This window comes from Arthrobacter livingstonensis (assembly GCF_003219815.1).
In the GTDB taxonomy this organism is placed as follows: domain Bacteria; phylum Actinomycetota; class Actinomycetes; order Actinomycetales; family Micrococcaceae; genus Specibacter; species Specibacter livingstonensis.
On record NZ_QJVD01000021.1, the window covers coordinates 31,380 to 54,083 of the forward strand.

Here is a 22,704-nt window from a genome sequence, read left to right on the forward strand (position 1 = left end):
AGCATGTGGGCTTCACGCCCTCCGGGGAATCACGCCTTGACCGGAACGCACGACGGCGCAACAAACCTGCTCTTTCCGACTCACCGAATGCTTCGCTCTGGAACAGCTTGGTACACCCCGATGGTGAGAATTCGGTTGCGCGCTCGCAGGGGGACTGGGGGAGTCGCGACGCTGCATCGCTCCGCGGGCCGCATCGCCTCCGCCCGGCCCCACACAGGGCATCGACCATGACGTTTGCCGCGGCCTATCCGTTCCTGACGGAATCAGGGTTAGGACATGAGGGAACCTATATCGGCACGGACGTTTTCGGCTCCGGCGCATTCTCCTACGATCCATGGATTCTCTACGACAAAGGTGTGATCAGCGGTCCCTCCATCGTGGTCATCGGAACCGTGGGGACTGGTAAGTCCATGTGCGGGAAGTCTCTGGTCGCCCGGTCGGTAACGCTGGGGCGCAAGGCGGCCGTGGCGTCGGATCCGAAGGGGGAGTGGGTGCCCGTAGCCAAGGCGCTGGGCGGGAAGGTCATTTCCGTCGGACCAGGCAAGCCGGCCCGGGTGAACCCGCTGGACGCCGGTCCTAGGTCCCTGTTGCTATCTGATGAGCAGTGGCGCGCGGTCGTCCGGCAACGCCGCCGGCACCTGCTCGTCGCACTGGTGTCGCTGATGCGCCAAGGCCAGCCCATGAGCCCTGTCGAACACACCGCGCTGGACATGGCGTTGACTGAAGCCGTGGCAGCCAACAGCACACCCACGTTGCCCATGGTGCTGGACCACCTGCTCAACCCCAGCCCAGAGACAGTGGCGCTGGTCGGGCGCGACGGAGGAAACGGCGTCGGACATTCACTCCGGCGCACCGTAGCTGGCGACCTCGAAGGTATGTTCGATGCGCCGTCGACAGTTGCCTTTGACGCGGATGCACCCATCATGGTCATGGACACCTCCGCCTTGATCGGCGCATCCGAACAAGCGCTGTCGCTGGCCGCCGCCTGCGGCGCAACCTGGCTGGAGGCGGCCGTGACTAATCCCGACGGCGCGAAACGGATCGTGGTCTACGACGAGGGCTGGCGCATGCTCGCGGACCCCTACATGCTGGCCAAGATGAGTGAGCAATGGCGGCTCGCGCGCACGTACGGGATCGCCAACCTCCTGATCATGCACAAGGTGGCCGACCTCAACGAGATCGGTGACGGCACCAGCGGGCTGCGCCAAAAAGCGCTGGGCCTGCTGACGGAAGCCGACACCCGCATCATTTACCGGCAAAAGCACGACGCCATGCGCCTGACCAAGGAAGCGCTGGGTCTCACCGAGGCCGAATGCGAGCATGTCGAGAACCTGCCCAAGGGCATGGGGCTTTGGAAGGTTGGCAACCGGTCGTTCATCGTCGCCAATCGGATCACCACCGACGAACTGGAAGTGTTCGGCACCGATGAGGGGATGCGCTGATGTCCCGCCGATTGGATGACGGCAACCCGATGCTCAACGCAGCGCTGATCGCCGTCGCGCTGTATCTGGGATTTAGTTGCCTTGTCCAGGCTGCGGCCGCCACGGTTGTGCGATGGGGCTGCCACGCCGCTGCTCCCTGGACGTTCAGCCCGGCTGCAGGCATTGGATTGTTCATGGGCCGTATGGACTGGATCGTCGGTGCACCGGCTTCATGCGGTGTCGGCATTGGATCCGTGTGGATTCTTATTGGGCCTGCGATCGCAGGCCTGGTGACTCTCGTGGCGGCCGGGTACTTTTCGTGGCGGGTTTGGCGGCAGTCCGGTTCGTGGCTGCGGCTGGACATCCTGGGGCGCGATGGTGTGGCCCGGCGCGCGGAGATCGTGCGCGACTTCGGCTCAAGGGCTGTGGCCAAACGGGGGGAGTTCACGCGTCCAGGCCTTTCCAAACCGAGCGTGGAGGAAGTTTCCTGGACCGTGGGACGGTCCCGTGGCGTCACCGTCCACGTGTCCACGGAGGAATCCATGGTCATCCAGGGAGCCCCTCGATCCGGCAAGGGGCTGTACCTGATCATCAACGCCATCCTCGACGCTCCGGGCGCCGTGGTTACGACGTCGACCCGGGCGGACAACCTAGTGGTGACGATGAAGGCTCGTGCCTCCGGCGGCAGGCCGGTGACTGTCTTCGACCCACAAGGAATGTCTGGATTGCCCACGACGCTCCGGTGGTCGCCCGTTCGGGGGTGCGAGGATCCCGACATGGCCACGCGCCGGGCCCTGGTCATCACGGCCGACACCGAATTCAAGGGAGAAAACGCGGCGTGGCAAAAACGCGCAGTCATCGTCCTGCAGTGCCTGCTGCACGCCGCGGCCCTCTCTGGCGACGGCGTGCGTGCGTTCCGGCGGTGGTCCTCCAGCCCTGTCCTAGCCAAGGAGGCGTTGGAGATACTCGGTCGGCCGGAGGCCGCGCTTGGCTGGCAGGCGGACCTGATGGGTATTATCGACGACGACCCGCGCAACACCTCCAATTCCTGGATCGGCGTCAGCGCCGCCGTCGCACCCCTTTCCTCCCCGAAAGTCCTGGCGGCCCTGGACCCACACGGAGACACCGAACAGTTTGATCCGATGGAATTCATCCGCCAGCGGGGAACGCTCTATTTGATCGGCACCAAATCTGGTGCGGCTGCGGCCGGCCCGTACCTCTCGGCGTTGATCGATGACATCGACCATGCAGCCCGGGAAATGGCGTTCGTTGCCCCTGGCGGTCGGCTGGACCCGCCGCTGTCGCTGATCTTGGACGAGATCGCCAACCTCTCGCCATGGCCGGGACTTCCCGTTGTGCTGTCCGACGGCGGTGGCATCGGCATCTCCACCATCGTCGTCCTGCAATCCCTGTCACAGGCGCGATCGGGCTGGTCCATCGACGAGGCGGCCACCATCTGGGACGCCGCCATCATCAAGATCATTTTCGGCGGAGGCTCCGACGAACGCGACCTCCGCGCCTTGGCCGGGCTCATCGGCGAACGCAGCACCACGGTCAATACCCGGTCCTGGTCGTCGCAAGGCCGCCAGGACGGCGAGCAAGTTCGTGAGGCGCCGGTCATTCCCTTGCACGAGATTCGCAGGCTGCCCGTTGGAACGGCCATCATGCTGGGCCGGCGGACACGGCCGATCCTGCTGGACCTGCGGGAATGGCATAAACGCAAGGACGCAGCACAGCTTGGACTGTCCAAGGCTGAGACCGAACTCGAACTCGCCGAAGGGCACCGCCTACGCCAGGAAGCCAGCCATACGGCTGAATCAGAGGGTTGAAAGGAGAACGTGATGGACGAGGAAGACTCATTCGAATACACCGTCGGTGGGGGAGCAGAGGATGAATTTGCGGCGATGCTGTTTGGCTCCACGGAAGGGAAGCGGTCTAACCGGGTGCCCATGACCTACCGGTGGCGCGACATGGACCCGCGCACTGCCGATGCGGTCTGGAGGCACCTCGTGAAATGGGTCCAGTGGCTGGTAGACACCTACCACCTGCCAACCTCGGTGGTGCCGGATTGCTGGTGGAGGCACAGCGAGATGGTGGCGGAACTTTACGGCCTCCAGCGTGCAGAGCAGGCGTCCTACACGGAGGACGACGGCGGCTTTGGTCCCATTACTTTCCACGAGCGGTTGACGTCGAGCATTGAACGGATGCGCGGGTACACGCGCACAGCTGGATGCGTCGGACTTCAGGCGCACAGGGCCACGGTACCGCGCGTTTTACCTCCGGGCGCACCCGGTTCACCGACTTTGGGTTCGGTGCCAGGCACCCCTGACTAATTCACGCTGTTTAGGCCCGTGGCAACCATGAACATGTAGGCGGGACAAAAGAGTCCGCAAACACATTTAGTGGTGGAGGTGGCGGAAGATGAGTGCCGATTCATTGGAGTCCGACATGGTTGGCGGAATCATCCCCGGGGACCGGCAACCGGCGCCAGCGCCGAGTCACCTCGCACCGGAGGAGCGGGTAGCCGCGCTGACCCAACAACTTGTCGACCTACTTGACCAAGCCGTCAACGAACCCAGGCGGTGGCAGAAACTTCTCGATAACTCGGCCACCCTCTGGCGATACTCCGGCGGCAACGCCGCCATGCTGATGGCCCAGATGCAGGAACGCGGCAAGGAACCGCCAACCTTGGTAGCCGGCTACAAACAGTGGGAAGGCCACGGCCGCTACGTGCTCAAAGGCGAACACGCACTCTGGGTCATCGCGCCCCGGACGGCCCGAGCGGCGGCGGAAGAAGACGTTGATCGCCAGAATCCACTCTCTGTTGCTATTTCTGCTGAGACTGATATCTCCAAGCGAACCCGAATTGTTGGCTGGCGCGGCCAGGCCGTCTTCGACGTGTCCCAAACGGAGGGGGAACCACTATTGGTTCCGCGCGGGGGCGAGGAACTCGCCAAAGTATCCGTTACAGAGGGCCAAGAACTGTGGGCGTCGCTGGTAAATGTCGCTGAGCATCGTGGATTCGCCGTGGAAGTTTCCGATAGCCAACGATCGCTGGCCAGTGGGTACACAAACTTTGGGGCCCATCTCGTCAGCGTCGGAGAGTGGCTCGATACCGAAGAACGGCTTGCAGTCCTTGCCCACGAGCTAGGACACATCATGCTTCACGGGCCCGATGATCAGCTGGGCCAGCTCTACGGCAGCAGTACTGAGCATCGGGGACTGGCAGAAGTGGAAGCCGAATCAGTGGCCTACACCGTCCTGAAAGCCCACGGGATTGACCGCGGACCGCAATCATCCAGTTATTTAGCAGGATGGGCCGACGCCGTTTTGGTCGCCGAAGCCGACTCGATCCTCCAGTCAGCAGCGGGATGCAAACTGCTGTCCCGAACCGAAATTGCCAAGTCCGTCCTGGGTCGCGTGGCGTCGGCGTCCAAGTGCATCCTCGATGTAAGCGATCCGTCGGACTTGGGCGGCCGGCTTTCGACCGGCCCTTTGAATACGAAAGTGACAGTGGAACAGCGCGACGTATTTCCATTCACGGGCCCACAGTCACCGACAACGACTGGGTTTGCTTTGGACTGAGGCGACGAGGTTCGTCCATATAAGTCGATCGCCGTCTGCATATCGCACTTAGGCAGGGGATTGGATGTCCCACAGGTGGGCGAGACCCAATTATTGGCAAATGATTTCCCATAAAATGGGAAAATTGCCTCCCGCCTGTGATTACAGACACTAGTGTCGCTTTCATGATTGAATATCGAGCGGGTTCAGCCGCCGACTCTCCGGCGCAATCGGGCGTACCGTCACGAGTTCTTGAAATCCTCCTCCAGTTTGCCTCGGCCCAGGTCCTGTCCGCCGCGCAAATCGGTGTACGGACAGGCATTCCAACCAGTGCGGTGTATCGACACCTGTCCTCCTTGATCCAGGCAGGACTCGTGGCACCAGCGAATAGCCGCGGACAGTTTTCGGCAGGAGCGGCAACCCTGCAGCTGGCTGCCAACTTCCGGCAGGAATCAATCATCACGAGCCGCATTGTGGCCAGACTGCAGCAACTTTCTGATGAGACGCAGGAGTTGTCTGCCTACCTCGTCGTCAGCGGAAACCAGGCCTTGTGCGTGGAAGCCGTTGAAGGACCGCAAATGCTTAGTTGCAGCTATTCCGCCGGGCGGTCGCAGCCTCTGCACCGGGGAGCTAGTGCGCTGTCCCTTCTCGCCTACCTGTCGGATAACGAACGAACCGAAGCGATTTCAGTGCTCGGGCTGGACGCCGACGCCACCGCCTCTCTGCGCCGTGATCTTGATATCACCACCGCACGCGGCTTTGCGCTGACCCAAGGTGCCGTCGATCCTGGCGTTTGGGGAGTCAGCTTTCCGATCTTCGGCCCCGACGGGCATCTCTCCGGCACGCTCAGCACCATGGCCCCGTCCCTAAGAGCCATACGGAACGAAAAACGACTCATCTCCGCCACGAAGGCGGCCGCCCTCATACTCAACGCAGCAGAAAACGGAATGCCATGATGCCCGAACTTACACCCGCCCAGTGGAGCGGCCGCGACGACGGTCCTGAACTGGAGCACCGACGATGGCACCATGTCATCAACGCGTCAATGTCCCCGCCGGGTGGCGCCGCACGACGAACTGATCGGCAAGGCGGACTGGCTGTCATTGGCTTTCAAAGCGACGAGGGGGTGCGCCGAAACAAGGGGCGCCCGGGAGCTGCCGACGCGCCTGCCGCCATCCGCGCCGCACTGGCATCGCTTTCAGCACCGGACCAGCTCACGGCTTGCGACCTCGGCGACGTCTCAGTCGCGCAAGGGACCCTGGAAGCAGGCCAGGAACGACTTGGCCACGTGGTTGCTGCGGCGATTCAGGCGGGTCACTTGCCGATCGTGTTTGGCGGTGGCCATGAAACTGCCTTTGGCAGTTATCTGGGCCTCGTTGGCTCCGGGGCAGTTGATGGCAAAAGACTGGGCATCATCAATCTTGATGCCCACTTTGATCTGCGGGCCGATCCGATCCCGTCGTCGGGGACGCCGTTCCGGCAAATCGCAGAACTCGAGATGGCCGCAGGACGCGATTTCACCTACCGGGTGTTGGGTATCAGCGAAGCCAACAACACGCTGGAATTGTTCCGGACCGCATCGAGCCTGGGCGTGGAGCACATGCTCGACGAGGACTGCGGCAGCGCCGCCCTTCCCACCGTCATGGCGTTCGTGGACCGCTTCCTGGAAATAGTGGACACTGTCTACCTCACCATTGACCTTGACGTTCTGCCAGCTCATGTCGCTCCCGGGGTCAGTGCACCCGCCTCATTGGGTGTGCCTCTGGAGGTTATTTTGGCGATCTGCCGGCAACTGGCACGATCACCCAAGCTGGCGCACGTCGACATCGTGGAACTGAACCCGCGCTTTGACATCGACGGCCGAACCCCCCGGGCCGCGGCCCGATTGGTCCACACGATCGCCACAGAACACTCGGCACTCATGTGGGATGTGCCGACCCGACCGTCAACTTCGCCCCAACCTGGAATTGAGTCCCTGTGAAAGTTCTATTTGCCCGCCACCGCTGGTGGGTTGTCCTGCTGGCCGCCCTCATCGGTTTCACCGGCATCGCGGCTCAGGCCGCCACAGCCGCGCCCTCCACGGACCCCGGATCCTCCTCCGCCAAACTCACTGCGCTGCAGTCCGGGAACCAGACCCTGAGAGTCGGCACCGACGCCACTTTCCCGCCGTTCGAGTTCACTGACGCCAACGGGGCAAAGATGGGCTTTGACATTGACCTGATCCGGGCACTGGCGAAGAAATCTGGTATCAAGAACGTCGAATTCATCCAAATGCCTTTTGGCAACATCGTCCCTGCCTTGCAAGCGAACCAAATAGACGTGGGCGCTTCCGCCATCTACATTAGCGCCGAGCGCGCCAAGGCCATCGACTTTTCCGACGTCTACTACCCGGGCGGCCTGGGCATGTTCGTCGGCGAGGACAACACCACGGTGAAGTCGCTGGCCGACCTGGCCGGCAAGAAGGTCGCCGTGCAGGTGGGCACCAAGTCCGTGGAGTGGCTGGAGCAAAACCAGCCGAAGGCGCAGCTGGTGCAGGTGCAGACCAACGACCAGATGTTCTCCTCCGTCAAGCTGGGCCAGGCCGACGCCGTGGTCACCGGCCAGCCCGCCGGACGTTACTTCATCCACCAGCAGGGCGGCCTGAAGCAGGTGGGCGAACGGCTCACCAACGAAAACTACGGCTACGCGTTCCAAAAATCGGACACCGCCATCAAGGATGCGTTCAATGCCTCCTTGGCCACGATGAAGAAGGACGGCGGGTATGACAAGCTCACCGCCAAATGGTTTGGCGACGAGGCCACCGCCGCCAGCGGCCCCGCCAAGGCGCACGCGCTGATCAACATCTCATCTATCACCAACTCAGCCCGCCCGCTATGGAACGGCTTTGTCACCACCATGGAAATCATTGGCATGTCTCTGGTGTTGAGCCTTGCGTTCGGCATGCTGGGCGGTTTTGCCAAGCTGTCCAAAATCAGCCCGATTCGCTGGGTCGGTACGGCATATGTGTCCATCATCCGAGGCACGCCATTCATAGTGCAGCTCTTCATGATCTACTTTGGCCTCCCTCAACTTGGCGTGCAGCTGCAGCCTATGGTGGCCGGCGTACTCGCCCTAGGCTTGTATAGCGGCTCGTACGTGACGGAAATTGTCCGCGGCGCTATCCAGTCAGTAGACAAGGGACAGATGGAGGCTGCGCGATCCTGTGGCATGAGCTCCGGGGCCGCCCTCCGGCACATCATCGTCCCGCAAGCGTTCCTGCGCATGCTTCCACCACTGGGCAATGAGTTTGTATCTCTGACAAAGAACTCGGCGCTGGTGTCCTTCGTGACCATTAGCGAACTGTTCCTGGTCGGCCAAACCATCATCTCCCGCACCTTTGATGCCCTGACCGTGTACATCTTTATTGGTCTTGTCTACTACGTCATCACCAACATCATCGGCTTCATCGCAAGCACCCTCGAAAAGAAAATGGCGGTATACATCTAATGGCTCTACTTACCACCAAAGCCATCACAAAGAAGTTTGGCACCTTGGACGTACTCAAAGGTATCGACTTCACCATCGAGCCCGGCGAGGTAGTGGCCGTCATCGGCCCCAGCGGAGGCGGCAAGTCAACTTTCCTCCGCTGCTTGAACCTGTTGGAAAGGCCCACGTCTGGGCACGTCTTGTTCGACGACGAGGATTTGCTGGCTCCCAACGTCAACTTGGACCGGCTTCGCTCCCGCATGGGGATGGTCTTCCAACAGTTCAACCTCTTCCATAACCTGACGGCCTTGCGCAACGTCGTGCTGCCACAAATCAACGTGCTGGGAAAGACCAAGGCCGAGGCCGAAGCCCACGCGATGGAGCTTTTGGAAAAGGTCGGCATGACCCACCGTGCCAACGCGTACCCGAGTCAGCTCTCCGGCGGCCAAAAGCAGCGCGTCGCCATCGCCCGTGCAGTCGCCATGAGCCCGAAATTAATGCTGTTCGACGAGCCCACCAGCGCACTCGATCCCGAAGTGGTCAAGGATGTCCTTGGCGTCATGACCGACCTGGCACGCCAAGGTATGACCATGATTGTCGTGACGCACGAAATGGGTTTTGCCAGGAAAGTAGCGGATCGAGTGGTCTTTATCGACGGCGGAGTCATTGCCGCAGACATGCCCCCTGAAGAGTTCTTCGGCGAAGATAACACTAATCCCCGCGTCAGGGAGTTCCTCGACAAGGTCCTCTGACGCCCGCGGCGGACCTCACTGAACAAAGGAAGTGCGGGGCCGGTCAGGAGCAGCGGTTGTCTTCGCGTATTGGTTCAATGCCCGCTTGCCGGAGCAACAGCTCGGCAGTCGGTCTCTGCAATCCTGTACGTTGGTGGCCAAGGCTGGCCGATGTGGACCTGGTTTGGATCGGGTGTGATGAGCAGGACGGAGCCTGGCCAGTACGTGCCGCCACCGCCTTCGATCCACGCGGGCTGCCGATAGCCGAATTGGTCCCAGTTGATGGTCACCCATGCGCCCGTGGGCTGCACTTCCTGGACGCTGAGGACGGTGACTTCGGTGGTCGTGGTGCCATTCCGTTTGGCTGCTTCGAGTTCCTGCCACAGCCGTTGCGCGTTCGTGTTCCAACGGCTGGCTCGGCGGACTTTGGCGATCCAACGAAGTGCCAGCACTAGGGCCAAGACGAGAAGTATCGAAGCCACGGTCGTCATCCACGGTGACGCCGGCCAGTTCGCGACGGTCGCTGGCACCATGTACAGCGTGCACAGGCCTACCAGGACGCTCCACACGAGGAGGGGCGTTGAGACTACTTTCGGTTTGATCATAGGGTTCATGACCGCCACGCTTCCTTTCGAGATCCAGTCTAGAGCGAGGGTCCGACGGCGGTAAGTGGCCTGTGCACAATTGGTGCCGGCAGCGGCGGACGATCCCTCTCCGGAATACGTGCGTTTACGTTCGGCATGGACTCGATTCGCCGCTGAAGCTCGGCACGTTCTTGTGTCTGCTCCCATTCATAATTGGACGGATCGGGACCGAGTGGGTCGACGTGGGTTTCGATGTCCCAGCGGTCGCGGTATGCGGCGACCTCTCCGACGACAGTTGCCCAGCGTCTGGCATCGATCGTGGGTCCGACGGTGGATTCCAGTCTGCTTACCCAATGGGGCCTGTCCATCAGGGCTACCCTGGCGACGAGGGCCCGGCGGTTGATCGTGCGGGACCGTACCTGATCCAACATGTCCTGCAGGTCCAACCGCACTGTGAATAGTTGCTCGTTCAAGGTTCCCAGCGGCTCGCCGACGCCGTCGCCTGCATTCCGGCGCAACCGCGCGTGGATGACGGCCATGTGGTCCTGAGCGTCGCCTGGATGGCGCAGCGCGCCATCCAGTACCCGCTGCGCGGCACCTGTATTGATGGCAACGGCGCGGCGCCAGGCGGCGACCCCCGCACCCCAGGAGGGCGACTTCTGAAGGTGGGTGACGACGTCGGGCATCATCTTGGAGATGGCGGCCGTGAGGTGTTCGGCGGCGGCCAGCTGGGCGAGGTAGTCGTATTCGGCGGCGAGACTCAGGAGGGTGTCTGCCTTGGCGGTTTCAGCCTGACGGACTTCGTGGGCGGTGCGTTCGGCTCCTTCGGCAGAAAGGACTTCACCAAGGATTTGGCGCCAGTCGGAGATTGCGCCGGTCATGGCGGGTTCGTCGAGAACGGGGCTGGACTCGCAGACGTAGACGGTGTTGCTGTTGCGGCCGCGGGTCATGCCGACGTAAAAAAGCTCGCGGGTGAGGCAGCCTTGCGTCAGGACGATGTGGCTGGTGTCCACGGTGATGCCCTGGGAACGGTGCGCGGTGGTTGCATAGCCCAACTCGGCGGAAGTACCGAGATAAACGGCGTCAAGGTTGATGGTGGCACGGGTGTCCAGGCGACGGGCTGTGATGGTCCCGTCCCTGCGGGGTCGCTTGGTCATCCGCAGGAGGGTGCCGTTGCGCAGGTAGTCGCCATTGCTGTCGGTCAGTTTGCGGTTGTTCTTGCGGGCGATGATGATGTCGCCGCGGCCTGCGGTCAGGCCGTCGGCGAGGGCGACAGTGTGCTCGGCATCGACGATCCCCGATTCAACCAGGGCGGCGTGCGCCCGCTCGTTCAGGGTCGTCACGGTGTCGTTGTCCGGGGCGATGAGGATGGATGATCTGCCGCCGCGTTGATCGCCTGCCCATGCCGCGTAGGCATTCTCGACCATGTCCGTGAAGTCACCATGCTGGATGCGGCCGTGAGCTGCGTACAGGTCGACGGCGTCGATGTTGCCTTCCCGAAGCTGCAAAGACGCCGGACCCTCCCAATTATGAGTGAAGCGGTGGATGCTGGTCAGCTCGACGGCGTTGCCGTCCCGGTGCAGCCAGCCAAGCATGCCGCCGGCGTCGATCGCGTCGAGCTGGGCTGGATCGCCGACGAGCAGGAGTTTGGCTCCCACATCCCGGGCTTGGTGGACCAGACCTGCGAGTTGGATGGTCGAGACCATGGATGCCTCATCGACGATGATGAGCTGGTTTTCCTTGAACTGCCACAGTGACTGCTGGAGGGACAGGCTGGCAAGCTGCGGTGCCACCGCGCCGTGCCTTCCTCGCCGCGTGGACTCCAGTGCACGGAAGCGGTCGGCCCTGTTGTTGGCACCTTGTCCGAGACTTTCGTAGAGCCATTTGGCGATGTTCTCGGCAGTGATGCCGAGTTCCTTCGCCAGGACTTCGGCGCTGGCTGCCGCAGGCGCAAGTCCGACGACGCTGCCCTCACCATGGTCCTCTTCCCAGGCGGCCTTGATGGCCGCCATGGTGGTGGTCTTTCCCGACCCGGCAGGTCCAACGATGGCATCGAGTCTGTGGCCGCTGGTGAGGACGGCAAGTGCCGCTGTGAGCTGGTCCGACGCGAGCTGGTAGCCAGCCCGGTGTCGGTAGGTGGTGAGTTGTGCGGAAGTCTCAGCTGAACGCGCGGCTGGCCCTCCGTCGTCGTTCCTTGCCTGCATGATGAGTTGCTCGTTGGCGAGTGTGCTGGCGTCGGTGTAGAGGCGTGCGCCGGGGAAGTCGAAGGCGCTGCGCCCGGCGTATGCGAGATCCTCGGCGGCGTTGATCGGAAGCCGGTAGCGGACCTTGGTGAGCAGAACGGATTGGGATTCCGCGGCAGCGGTTACGGCGTCGATGATGAAGCGGCGGTCGGCGGAGGAGTGGCAGCGGATGTCGGCGCAGGTGCGTTCAGCCTCTGCGAAGAGGTTCCAGCGGTTCCAGGTGGCCCTGCGCCGGGCGACGCCGTCGCGGGTCAGGGCGGCGGCTGCGTCAACCCATGCGGGGGAGAGATCCGAGGCACGGACGGGCCGTTGCCGGGAGCGGTGGATGGTGCGTTCGACGACGGTCCCCGGGTTCTGCCCTGCGGCACATGCCCGGTTTCGCCAGCTGACCCGCAATTCATCGAGCGGTGTGGGGGATTCATCCTTGGCCTTGCGTGTGGATAGTGTGGCGATCTGGCGCAGCTTGATAATCGTTGTGGCGGTCGGCTTTCGGCCGTGTCCGTAGGTCCAGCTCTGGGTGAGCTTGTCGGTTTCGGCGTCGATGAGACGGCTGCGGTTGGAAAATTCCCTGATGAGCGCGTTGTCGACGCCGCTGAGTTCGTGGCTGGGGTTTCGTTGGGCCGTGGTGGGGGAGCGGAAGTCCGCATCGGTGCCGAGGTCGCGGCGTAGTTCGTCGAAGAGGAGCCCGTTGTAGTGTTCGCTGGCGGCGACGACAGCCTTGAACAATGCTCGTGAGTCTATGGTCGCCCATGCGCCGTCGCTACGGCGCTGAACTCGATTGGCGATGATCAGGTGGGTATGGAGTTGAGGATCGCCAGCGCGGGATTCCCAATGGTCAAACGCGGCGGTAATAGCTCCCCTCGTGCCGACGTGGACGACGCCGTTGCGTCCAGTTCGTGTATGGATCGCTTCCTGCTCAAGCCAGGTAAGGACGGTGCTGACGGCCCGATGGTGGGCGTCAAGGATTTGTTGCCGGACGTCCTTGTCGGCCAGGGCCCAGAGAACGGAGACGGATTTAGGAACACTAAAAGTCAGGTCGAAGCCGGCGACGCCGTGGCGATGTTGCTCCTCGCCGTTGCGGGCGGTAACGGTGGTCTGGCTGTGGGGCCGGCCGAGGATCGCCTGTGTATCGGGATGCTGGGCGAGGGAGAAGACAGCTTTGGCCTCTGCGGCCGTGACCGGTTGCAGTTTTTGGCGGTCGATACCCGCAAGTCCTTGGCCGAGCCAGCGTCCCTGCGGAGTGCCAGCTTTGACGTAATAGCTGGTGGCGTCGTTGATGGGTTTCATGAGGTCGGCCTGCATGGTGGTCCTAAGCAGGTATTTCAGTCCGGCGTCGGCTGTCAGCCGCGCCATGGAGACTGTCATTGTTCGGGAACGAGGGTGTTGGACCGCCAGCCTCGGCGTTGGAAGATCTCCTTCGTGGCTTTGTCGAGCGGGAGACCAAGCCGCGAGGAGAGCTCAAACAGCCTGCCGGCGATCTGCAGCAGTTCCTGGTAGTCGGCATGCTGGCCGTGGAACAGCCGGGCGTTCTCCAGTTGCAGCTCGGTGATCTGGGCCTTCAACTCCGGCATCTCGCAAGCAATGTCGACGTTGATGGTGGCCAGGTCCCGCAAACGGGTGCGAAGCTTTTCGAGTTCTTGCTCGTGCCGGTTGGTCTGGGTCTCGAGTTGGTTTCGCGCCGTTTGCCGGGCCTCGGACAGCTGCCGCTGGCACTTGTCGGTAGCAGCTTCCAAGTTGACACGGTTTTCGGTGACGGCGGCGGCCAGCTGAGTCTTCAACCGGCGTGACGCCTGCGTGTGCTTCCGGTCTTGCCACTCCCAGTCCCGGTGACGGCGTGAGCATGAGGGGGAACAATATTGCTGGGACACGCGCCCCGGTTCAAAAGCGGTCCCACATTGCCTGCAATTTTTGGTATTCATACCAGTTCATGGGGCCAGCCAACCTCAACGACGTGAGTGAACGACGTGTCCGAAACTGACGCCCAAACCTTGGATGCCAGACGTGTGAAGTATTTTTTGGTTGCGGCAGCAGCACGGTGGGGGCGGCGAATTTGCTGAGGGATTGGCTTTGGTGGCATCTGGCTGCAGTGATGGGCAAGGGAATGTTGGTGGCGCAGGGGAGTGCCGCATGAGGTTGTCATGCGGCACTGGATTTCCCATTGGGCGGTGACTATTGGATGGCGAGGCGGAGTCGTTCGATTTCGGTGGGGTTGAATCCTGACCAGTGGTGGTGGTCGATGACGACAACGATCGGCGCTTGAGAGTAGCCGAGGTCTTGGACGTATTCGAGGGCGGCGGCGTTGGTTGTCAGGTCTACGAGCTTGTAGGGGATGCCGGCGTGGTCCAGTGTGAGGCAGGTGAACTTGCATTGTTGGCAGCCCGGCTTGCTGTAGACCGTGATCCTCATGTCCCTCACCTCACTTTCTTCGGGTTTCTTGGTGGGCTCCGTGGACCTGTTAGTGGGGGTTCCGGTATGCGGTGTGTTTGTGCTGGGCCCAGCCGGACACGGCGCCGGCGCCGAGCATCTGGTCCAGCAGTCTGGCCAGATGGTAGTCGGGGTCAAATGTCAGAGCGACGTGCATGTAGTTCGCGGCAGCCGTTCCTTTGCCCTTCCACCAGCAAATGTGCCCGAGCATCGTCAACGGGGCCGCAGCATGTGTCGGGGCAGCTATCGTTAGCAGTTGTCGCAGCAGGCTTTCAGATCTGTCGATCCGGTCCCATTGCGGGGCTTCGTCTGTGGCGCCAAACAGTGTGGATCCCATGGGTTCGTTGATGCCTGGCATGTCGGCCAGGATCTGGTCGCGGAGTCCCACCTGCTGCAGGCCCGCAAGGACCTCGGCCAACTGGTCATGGGTGGGTTCGGCACCGTGGTCAATGAGCTCCATCCACAGCCGGTAGACCGCGGCCAGGCCCTTGGCCGGGTGGCTGGCCATAAATCGCATCGCTGAATCGACGGCGTCGTGGTCTGCATGGGTGGCGGTCAGCTCGGGGATGGCGGGCGTGTCGCTCGGTTCGATGAGGCTGCCTTGGTAGACCAGCTCCGCATTGAGGGTACTGGATTCAAGAGCTGCCAGCGGGATCTCCTGGCCGCAGCAGGTGGAGTTGGGGCCGTCGTACGGGACAAAGGATGTGGGGCCGACGATCCACACGTGATGGACGAGCAGCCCGGCCGCCGAGAAGTGGCACCTTAGTCCCTGGACCATGGTAGCGAAAGGCTTGGGGCCTCCCTTGCTCCATGGCTGGTGGGTGAACAAGGCCATGAGGACGGCGGTGGCGTCATGGTCGACGCCAAAGTAGTGGGCGACGCGATCGGAGTAGGCCTCGCCGACGTCCGTGGTGTCTGGCAGGTTCACTCGGAGGGTGGGGCCGAGAGTCGTCCCGTCGAGGGCGACGCAGACGAGACTTTCCTGAGGCCAGTAGCCGAGGCTATGGCCCATGTAGCTGATGACGTCGGCCGGGCTGCTGATTCTGATCGGTTCCATTGTTCTGCTCCTCTTGTGTGTTCGGTGGCTGGGTGTTCGCGGCCGCCTGCTCTGTTGGTGCCTTCTGGTAAGAGGAATCACCGCTGGGTATTAGGGGCCGGAATGCAACTTGGGGAACCGGGCACGGGGCAAAAATTGTATCGAGGAAATAAGCGACGCAGGAGCGCCGAGGAACAATTTTTGGAGGAGGGCCCGGCGCGTAGCGCCCTGGTTGCGTGGAGGGCCCGCCCAGCGATGATGGGGTACCAGAAGGCACAACGTGGTTCGGCGTGTGTTCATGTGGGTCCATCGACCGTGGTGTTTGTTTGTGCTGACCGATGAAACTACTGAGGCATTACGGCAGCGGCATCTTGCTTCAGTCTTCATACCTATTCATGGTGCCGGCGGAGCTGAACGACATGATTGGATTCACGAGGACTGCCAGGGTTTAGGTGCCGGAGCGAGGTGGGCGGGAAGAGCCAGGAGGACAGGGGCAGGCACGGTAGGTAAATTGCGTCCTGGGACTGTGGACGCGGGCCACGGTGAGGTGCCGATGCCCGTAGGGCGCTTTCACGTTACCCGAGACTCAGACGAGTTCTCTCGACTCGCTTCCCTAAAAGTGGGCATGTAGTGTCGCGGCTGAAAAATCCGATGGCGCGGATAAGATCAAGAGATATGCTCAGCGTCTTCCCAGATCAGGAAACATGCTTAGAGTCTTCCTAGATCAGGAGAACTACCCGCCGTGTCTATTTTGTCCAGTTTCGTGTGGAGTGTCGCCGACACCCTGCGCGGCCCTTATTCCGATGCCGAGTACGGGTCGGTCATCCTGCCCTTCACAGTGCTGCGCCGACTCGAGTGCGTCATGGCCCCGCACCGGGAGACGATGGCCGAGATCGTCGCCGCCCATGAGGGCGAGCAGCAGCGGCGCACGCACCTGAAGATCCGCACGCGGAGCGCGGACAGCGCCGGGCTTTCGTTCTGGACGACCAGCGACTACACGCTCAAGAAAGCACTACAGGACCCGGATAACCTGGCGGCCAACCTCATCGACTACGTCGGCGGCTTCTCCGCGAACCTCGACGTGTTTAAGTCCTTCGACTTCGAGAACATCATCCGCACGCTCGATGCGCGCGACCGCCTCGCCCAGGTAGCCCGTCACTTCGAGCAGATCGACCTGTCGCCGGACGCGGTATCCAATGCCGACATGGGCGACCTGTTCGAAAACCTCATCTACCGGTTCGCCGAGTCAGCCAATGACGGCGCAGGGCAGTTCTACACGCCCCGCGACGTGGTGCGCCTCCTAGTCGACCTGGTCTACGACGAGGATACTGACGCGCTACGCGAGCGCGGCACAGTACGCTCCATCTACGACCCCACGGTCGGCACCGGCGGCATGCTCACCGTCGCAGAAGAGCACTTGCACGATCTCAACCCCGACGCTTCGACGGCTCTGTACGGGCAGGAGATCAACCCGCGCACCTACGCCATCTGCAAGGCGGACCTGCTCATCAAGGGGCAGGACCCGGCCAACGTCCGTCAGGGAGACACGCTTGTCGTGGACAAATTTGAGGATCGGCGCTTCGACTATGTGCTGTCGAACCCTCCGTTCGGGACCGACTGGAAGGCCATCGAATCGGACGTGAAAAAAGAACACGTCCGCGGTGGACAGGGTCGCTTCGCTCCGGGTCTGCCGGCGGTCGGAGACGCGGCTATGTTATTCCTGCTGCACGTGGCCTCGAAGCTGCGCGATGTCGACGAAAATGGCCGTGGAGGCAAGGCCGGCATCGTCCTTAACGGTTCTCCGCTGTTCAACGGAGGTGCAGGGTCGGGTCCCTCGGAGATCCGGGGCCACATGCTGGAGAGCGACCTCGTCGAGGCGATCGTTGCGTTGCCGAACGAAATGTTTTACAACACCGGGATCGCCACTTACCTTTGGATCCTGTCGAACGCGAAATCCGAAGATCGGAAGGGCAAGGTCCAGCTCATCGATGCCACCGGTTTGGGCTCGAAGCTGCGCAAATCCGTCGGCTCCAAGCGAGTCGGGATCTCGGACGAGAGCCGCGAGGCGATTGTTAGGGCCTTCGCCGGGACGCAGAACGAGGACGGCAAGTCCGCTGTACCGGTAAAGGTCTTCTCCAACCGCGACTTTGCCTATTGGACCGTCACAGTCGAGCGCCCGCTCCAGCTGCGTTTCCAGTGCACGCCCGAGACGATCAGCACCGTGACTGAGCACAAGAAGCTCGGACCGATCGATGGGCTCGGCGTAGCACTCGATGCGTTCGGTGACGCGGTGTACCTCAATCGCGAAAAGTTCAACAAAGCGCTCGGCAAGCACCTAGGTGACCGGGGGCTCACTCTGACCCCTGCGCAGCGCAAGACGCTGTTACAGACAATCGGTGTCCATGACGATACGGCTGATTACTGCCGTGTCGCTTCGGGGAAGAGCAAGGATGACATCGAGCCTGACCCTGCGCTGCGCGACACCGAGAACGTACCGTTCGGCTGGGGCGGACACCCGAAGACGCACGAAGCACTCAATGAGACCGTTCAGGCGTACTTCGACGCCGAGGTCAAGCCCCACGTCGACGATGCCTGGATCGACTGGGACAAGACCAAGACAGGTTACGAGATCCCCTTCACCCGGCACTTCTACTCCTATGACCCGCCGCGGCCCATTGAGGAGATCGACACGGACCTCGAACGGGTTGTCGGCGAGATCATGGAGCTGCTCCGCGAGGTGGAGTCGTGAGTATCGCGACGTCACGATCTCGTGCGACTAGAGCTGTCGGGAATCGCTGGCTAGCCGAGATTCCCGAAAACTGGTCTAGCACCAGGCTCCGATTTGTCTGTGACGTTGCAACTGGGTCAGGCGACACTCAGGATGCCGAGCCAGACGGCGACTATGACTTCTTTGTCCGATCACCGAATCCGCTCCGTAGCACAGTGTTCACGTTCAATACCGAGGCTGTGCTTACCGCTGGTGATGGAGCCGTGGGAGAAATTTTCCACCATGTTTGTGGCAAATTCCATGCCCATCAGCGTGTTTATGTACTTACCAACTTCCGTGGTGTGATGCCACGATACTTCTACTACTACTTCTCGTCCTATTTTAGGCTCATGGCGCAGGACGGTTCGGCGCGGACAACCGTGGATTCAGTGCGGCGATGGATGCTTACGGACATGCCATTCGTTCTGCCACCTCTCGACGAACAGCGCGTCATTGCCGACTATCTTGACGGGGAGACGGCCCAGATCGACGCGCTCGTGGCCAAACAGCAGGAGTTCATTGGGCTGCTGCGGGAGCGGCGAGCAACTGTGATAACCGCGGAGTTCGACTCGAAGGTCAAAGGTCGCCTCCGGCACGCTATCAAGTTTTCGCAGACAGGGCCTTTTGGTACTCAGCTGTCGGCCAACGAGTACGTGGAAAATGGTGTTCCTGTCATAAATCCGTCCCACATTAAACGAGGGATGATGGAGCCAGATTTGGCGATCTCAGTGTCTTGCGAAAAGGCGGCCGAGCTGAGTCGACATCGCCTAGAGTTAGGCGATATTGTCCTCGGCAGAAAAGGTGAGGTTGACAAGTCGGCCCTTGTGACTAAGACGGAGGTTGGCTATATTTGCGGCTCAGATTCAATGCTCCTCCGCCCTGCCGCGGCAACAGTTCCCTCGTATTTGTGGTGGTTTTTCCAGTCGTCTGCGGCTCACAATCAGCTTGAACGATGGTCTGTCGGCTCCACGGTTGCCGGCCTTAACCAGGTGACTATTTCTAACGTGACTGTCCCTTTGCCATCAAATTCAGAGCAGCGCAGGATTGTGGAGCACCTTAACGAGCAGACCAACCGCATTGACGCACTGATTGCCAAGGGCGAGGAACATATAGCACTGGCCAAGGAACGGCGCTCGGCGCTGATAACAGCAGCAGTGACCGGACAGTTCGATGTACGCACAGCACTAAAGGGGACCTGAGGACTATGGCATCACCGGACGGCACGCGCGAAGAAGCATTTGAGACCGAGATCGGCGAGTACCTGGCCGCCCATGGATGGGAATACAGCCAGACCGACGAGGGGTACGACGCACAGCGGGCGGTCTGGCCTGAGGATATCCACTGCTGGCTTAGCGATACGCAGCCTGATGAGTACGCCAAAGTCGTGCGCGTCGGTACCAGAGCCGAGGCCATGGACCGTGAGGCGCTGCTATCTTCTCTTGTGTCCCATCTGGACACACCGATGAGCTCGGGTGGCGGCACGCTGAACGTGCTGCGGAGGAAGTTCTCTCACACTCGCGGAGCAACTGCGCACCTGAGGATGTGCCAATTCAAGCCAGCCACCACACTGAATCGCGAGGTCACGGAGCATTACCGCAAGGTGCGCCTGCGAGTGGTCCGCCAGGTGCACTTCTCCCCGAAACGTGGGGACTCCCGGTCGATCGACCTCGTGTTCTTCGTCAACGGCTTGCCGGTGGCGACCTGCGAACTCAAGTCGTTCTTCAAGCAGGAGTGGCGCAGCGCGGTGTACCAGTACCGCAAGGACCGGAGCCCTGGCGGTCAGCCGCTGCTCGGCTTCGGTACCCGTGCATTGGTGCACTTCGCGGTGGACGATGACCAGGTGCACATGACGACGAAGCTGGCCGGCGAAAAGACGTACTTCCTGCCTTTCAACCGAGGCCACGATGACTCAGGTGCGGCCGGCAACCCGGCCAACCCCGACGGTGCCGCCACGTCGTACTTGTGGGAGCAAATCCTGCAACGCGACACTTGGTTGTCCATCCTCGGTTCGCAGATTTTCCTCAAGACCGAAGCGGACGAAGACCCTGCCACCGGCAGGATCAAGCGCTCCACAACACTGGTTTTCCCGCGCTATCACCAGTGGCGAGCAGTCAACAGGCTCGTCAACGGGATCATCGAGGAGGGCCCAGGCAGCCGGTACCTCATCGAGCACTCTGCCGGGTCGGGCAAGACGAACACGATCGCCTGGACCGCGCACCGGCTCGCGCGCCTCCACGACGCCTCGAACACCAAGGTGTTCGACAAGGTCCTCATCGTCTCCGACCGCCGGGTCCTGGACGCGCAGCTTCAGCAGGCTGTCGAGCAGGTCGACGACACCGTCGGCACCGTCGCCCTCATCGACTCTACGGTCGTGCGGCGCTCTGGCGGGTCGAAGTCACGGGCGCTCTTGGACGCGCTCACCGGTTCTGCCCTCATCGTTGTCGTCACGATCCAGACTTTCCCCTATGTCAAGGGTCTGCTGGAGACAACGCTGGGCGACAAGAACTTTGCGGTAATCATCGACGAGGCGCATACCTCTCAATCGGGCAAGACTGCGGCTGACCTGAAGAAAGTCCTCACCGACGGTGGTCAGCTCACCAACGAAGAAGAGCTGGACAGCCAGGACATCGTCAACCAGGTGGTGGAAGCCGACGTCGCGCGAGAGCAGCAGATCGCCGTAGAAACAGCCGCACGGGCCGGGGCTCGAAATGTGTCTCTGCTGGCATTCACGGCGACCCCGAAAACCAAAACGAAGGTCCTTTTTGGCCGTGAGAACGACGACGGCAAGCCCATGTCGTTCGACGTCTATTCGATGCGGCAGGCGATCGAAGAGGAGTTCATCATCGACGTGCTGCGCGGCTACCAAACCTACCGGACTGCCTTCGAGATCGAGCAGCACGACGACAGCGGCATCGTCACAAGCATCACCACCGGTGGGTCCGACGCCGAGGGGTCTGAAACTGACAGGTCTGACACCGACGAGGACAGACTCGTCGATCCGAAGGTGGCGACGCGCAAGATCATGCGCTTCGCCAATCTGCACCCCACGAATGTCGGCCAGAAAGTCGAGATCATCGTCGAGCACTTCCGCGCCAACGTCGCCCACCTCCTGGACGGTCACGCCAAGGCCATGGTCGTTACCGATTCACGCCAGGCGGCGGTGCGGTACAAACTCGAGACCGACAAGTACGTGAACCAAAAAGGCTATGGCTACCAATCCATCGTCGCCTTCAGCGACAAGATCAGTGATGACGAGTACGGACTCACCGATGCGACTGAGGCGACGATGAACCCAGGGCTCGGTGCGGATCTCGCACGTGAGTTCAGTCGACCTGAGTTCCGTCTGATGCTCGTCGCCGACAAATTCCAGACGGGCTTCGACCAGCCACTATTGTGCGCCATGTACGTCGATAAGAAGCTGCCCGACGTGCACGCAGTGCAGACTCTGTCACGGCTCAACCGGACCTATCGTGCGCCTTCGGGCGAGTTAAAGAACCGCACCTTCGTGCTCGACTTCGTCAACGATCCCGCTGACATCCGCAAGTCGTTCCTTGCCTACTATCTCGAGGCGAAGGTCGAGACCTCTACTGACCCGAACCTGGTCCACCGCCTCGCGACAAAGTTGACCCAAGCTCGGATCTACACGCCAGCCGACGTCGAGAGATACGCCGAAGCGTGGTGGGCGCGGACTCAGTCCCACGCCGCATTGTCGGCGGCAGTGACGCCCGCTCGGGATGAGTTCGTCAACCGGTGGACGGACGCGGTCGAGCAGCAGGACGCACAAGCCCTCGATGAGTTGCGCACCTTCAAGAAGGACTGCGGCTCTTACGTGCGCCTGTACGACTTCATGTCCCAGGTCGTTGACTATGCCACGAGCGATCTAGAGAAGCTCGTGGAGTTCCTGCGTCAGCTCACGCGTATTTTGCCTGGCAATGATCAGGTCGGTAACGTCAACGTCTCAGGACTGGAGTTGCGCCGAGTCCGACAGATCGACCAAGGTAAAGCAGACATCGGACTGTCCGGAGACCAGGACACCCCGTCGATTCAGGGCATCACGGGCGTCGGTTCCCACGTCTCGCGGCAGGATCCGCAGCACGAGCTGCTGTCGGAGGTCGTGTCCAGGATCAATGCGCTGTTCGGCGCGGAGTTCGCCGATCCGCAGATCGAGGGCTTCGTTGTCGCGGCAGCCGGCATGGCCGAGGAAGATCCGCGCCTAGCCGACCAAATCGACCACAACGCACTTGACCAGTTCATGTCGTCCCCTGAGCTACGGGAGACGCTCACCGATGCCGCGGTGCTGAACGAGGGGGCGTTCGGCAAGCTCACCGGTGCGCTCACCGGAGAGAGCGACCGGGCCGACGAGTTCATCCGACTCATCGGCGCGTATCTCTATCAGTCGCGCCGACTTCGAATGGACGACGACGCCGATGCTGATACGCCGCGCGTGGATCCCGAGGAGTGACTGTTCG

General features: G+C 61.7%; 16 protein-coding genes. 11 read left to right on the forward strand and 5 right to left on the reverse strand.

The window, feature by feature from the left end; translation table 11 throughout:
* The first annotated feature begins 227 nt into the window (after positions 1-227).
* From CVV68_RS16975 to CVV68_RS17010, 8 genes are all read left to right on the forward strand, one after another.
* Entirely contained in the window at positions 228-1,442 is a 1,215-nt protein-coding gene (locus tag CVV68_RS16975; protein WP_110502189.1) for a putative type IV secretion/conjugal transfer ATPase, read from the forward strand.
* Positions 1,442-3,250, forward strand: a complete 1,809-nt coding sequence (locus CVV68_RS16980; protein WP_110502190.1) for a TraM recognition domain-containing protein — start codon at positions 1,442-1,444, stop codon at positions 3,248-3,250. Before CVV68_RS16975 ends, CVV68_RS16980 begins: the two co-directional genes overlap by 1 nt.
* Positions 3,251-3,262: 12 nt before the next feature.
* Positions 3,263-3,754, forward strand: a complete 492-nt coding sequence (locus tag CVV68_RS16985) for a hypothetical protein (protein ID WP_110502191.1) — start codon at positions 3,263-3,265, stop codon at positions 3,752-3,754.
* 88 nt (positions 3,755-3,842) lie between these two features.
* Positions 3,843-5,006: an ArdC-like ssDNA-binding domain-containing protein gene (locus CVV68_RS16990; protein WP_110502192.1), complete on the forward strand. Its 1,164-nt coding sequence runs from the start codon at positions 3,843-3,845 to the stop codon at positions 5,004-5,006.
* 164 nt (positions 5,007-5,170) lie between these two features.
* Complete coding sequence (locus tag CVV68_RS16995; RefSeq protein ID WP_146238944.1) at positions 5,171-5,941, forward strand: IclR family transcriptional regulator; 771 nt, start codon at positions 5,171-5,173, stop codon at positions 5,939-5,941.
* Positions 5,941-6,966: a formimidoylglutamase gene (gene hutG / locus CVV68_RS17000; protein ID WP_245933606.1), complete on the forward strand. Its 1,026-nt coding sequence runs from the start codon at positions 5,941-5,943 to the stop codon at positions 6,964-6,966. Before CVV68_RS16995 ends, hutG begins: the two co-directional genes overlap by 1 nt.
* Positions 6,963-8,471, forward strand: a complete 1,509-nt coding sequence (locus CVV68_RS17005; protein WP_110502195.1) for an ABC transporter substrate-binding protein/permease — start codon at positions 6,963-6,965, stop codon at positions 8,469-8,471. Before hutG ends, CVV68_RS17005 begins: the two co-directional genes overlap by 4 nt.
* Positions 8,471-9,202 carry an amino acid ABC transporter ATP-binding protein gene (locus CVV68_RS17010; RefSeq protein ID WP_110502196.1) on the forward strand — a complete coding sequence of 244 codons (732 nt, stop codon included), beginning with the start codon at positions 8,471-8,473 and terminating at the stop codon, positions 9,200-9,202. The genes CVV68_RS17005 and CVV68_RS17010 overlap by 1 nt, the downstream gene beginning before the upstream one ends.
* A 74-nt stretch (positions 9,203-9,276) precedes the next feature.
* Here CVV68_RS17010 and CVV68_RS17015 read toward each other — a convergent pair whose 3' ends face one another.
* From CVV68_RS17015 to CVV68_RS17035, 5 genes are all read right to left on the reverse strand, one after another.
* Positions 9,277-9,795, reverse strand: coding sequence for a hypothetical protein (locus CVV68_RS17015; RefSeq protein ID WP_146238945.1), 519 nt, complete (start codon positions 9,793-9,795; stop codon positions 9,277-9,279).
* A 29-nt stretch (positions 9,796-9,824) separates the two neighbouring features.
* The gene (mobF, locus tag CVV68_RS17020) at positions 9,825-13,361 is read right to left on the reverse strand and encodes a MobF family relaxase (RefSeq protein ID WP_170133227.1); all 3,537 of its coding nucleotides are present in this window, start codon (positions 13,359-13,361) and stop codon (positions 9,825-9,827) included.
* Positions 13,362-13,369: 8 nt separating this feature from the next.
* Complete coding sequence (locus CVV68_RS17025; RefSeq protein WP_110502199.1) at positions 13,370-13,786, reverse strand: hypothetical protein; 417 nt, start codon at positions 13,784-13,786, stop codon at positions 13,370-13,372.
* A gap of 391 nt (positions 13,787-14,177) precedes the next feature.
* Entirely contained in the window at positions 14,178-14,414 is a 237-nt protein-coding gene (locus CVV68_RS17030) for a glutaredoxin family protein (RefSeq protein WP_110502200.1), read from the reverse strand.
* A gap of 49 nt (positions 14,415-14,463) precedes the next feature.
* Positions 14,464-15,489 (reverse strand): DUF4192 domain-containing protein, encoded by a 1,026-nt coding sequence (locus CVV68_RS17035; RefSeq protein ID WP_110502201.1) that lies wholly within the window; start codon positions 15,487-15,489, stop codon positions 14,464-14,466.
* 721 nt (positions 15,490-16,210) lie between these two features.
* On the opposite strand from CVV68_RS17035, the gene CVV68_RS17040 reads away from it, so the two are divergent.
* Genes CVV68_RS17040 through CVV68_RS17050 form a run of 3 tightly spaced genes read left to right on the forward strand, consistent with a single transcriptional unit; the run spans position 16,211 to position 22,697 of the window.
* Positions 16,211-18,217: a type I restriction-modification system subunit M gene (locus CVV68_RS17040; protein WP_110502202.1), complete on the forward strand. Its 2,007-nt coding sequence runs from the start codon at positions 16,211-16,213 to the stop codon at positions 18,215-18,217.
* On the forward strand, positions 18,214-19,434 hold the full coding sequence (locus tag CVV68_RS17045) for a restriction endonuclease subunit S (protein ID WP_110502203.1): 1,221 nt from the start codon (positions 18,214-18,216) through the stop codon (positions 19,432-19,434). Before CVV68_RS17040 ends, CVV68_RS17045 begins: the two co-directional genes overlap by 4 nt.
* 5 nt (positions 19,435-19,439) lie before the next feature.
* The gene (locus CVV68_RS17050; RefSeq protein WP_110502204.1) at positions 19,440-22,697 is read left to right on the forward strand and encodes a type I restriction endonuclease subunit R; all 3,258 of its coding nucleotides are present in this window, start codon (positions 19,440-19,442) and stop codon (positions 22,695-22,697) included.
* Positions 22,698-22,704: the final 7 nt, after the last annotated feature.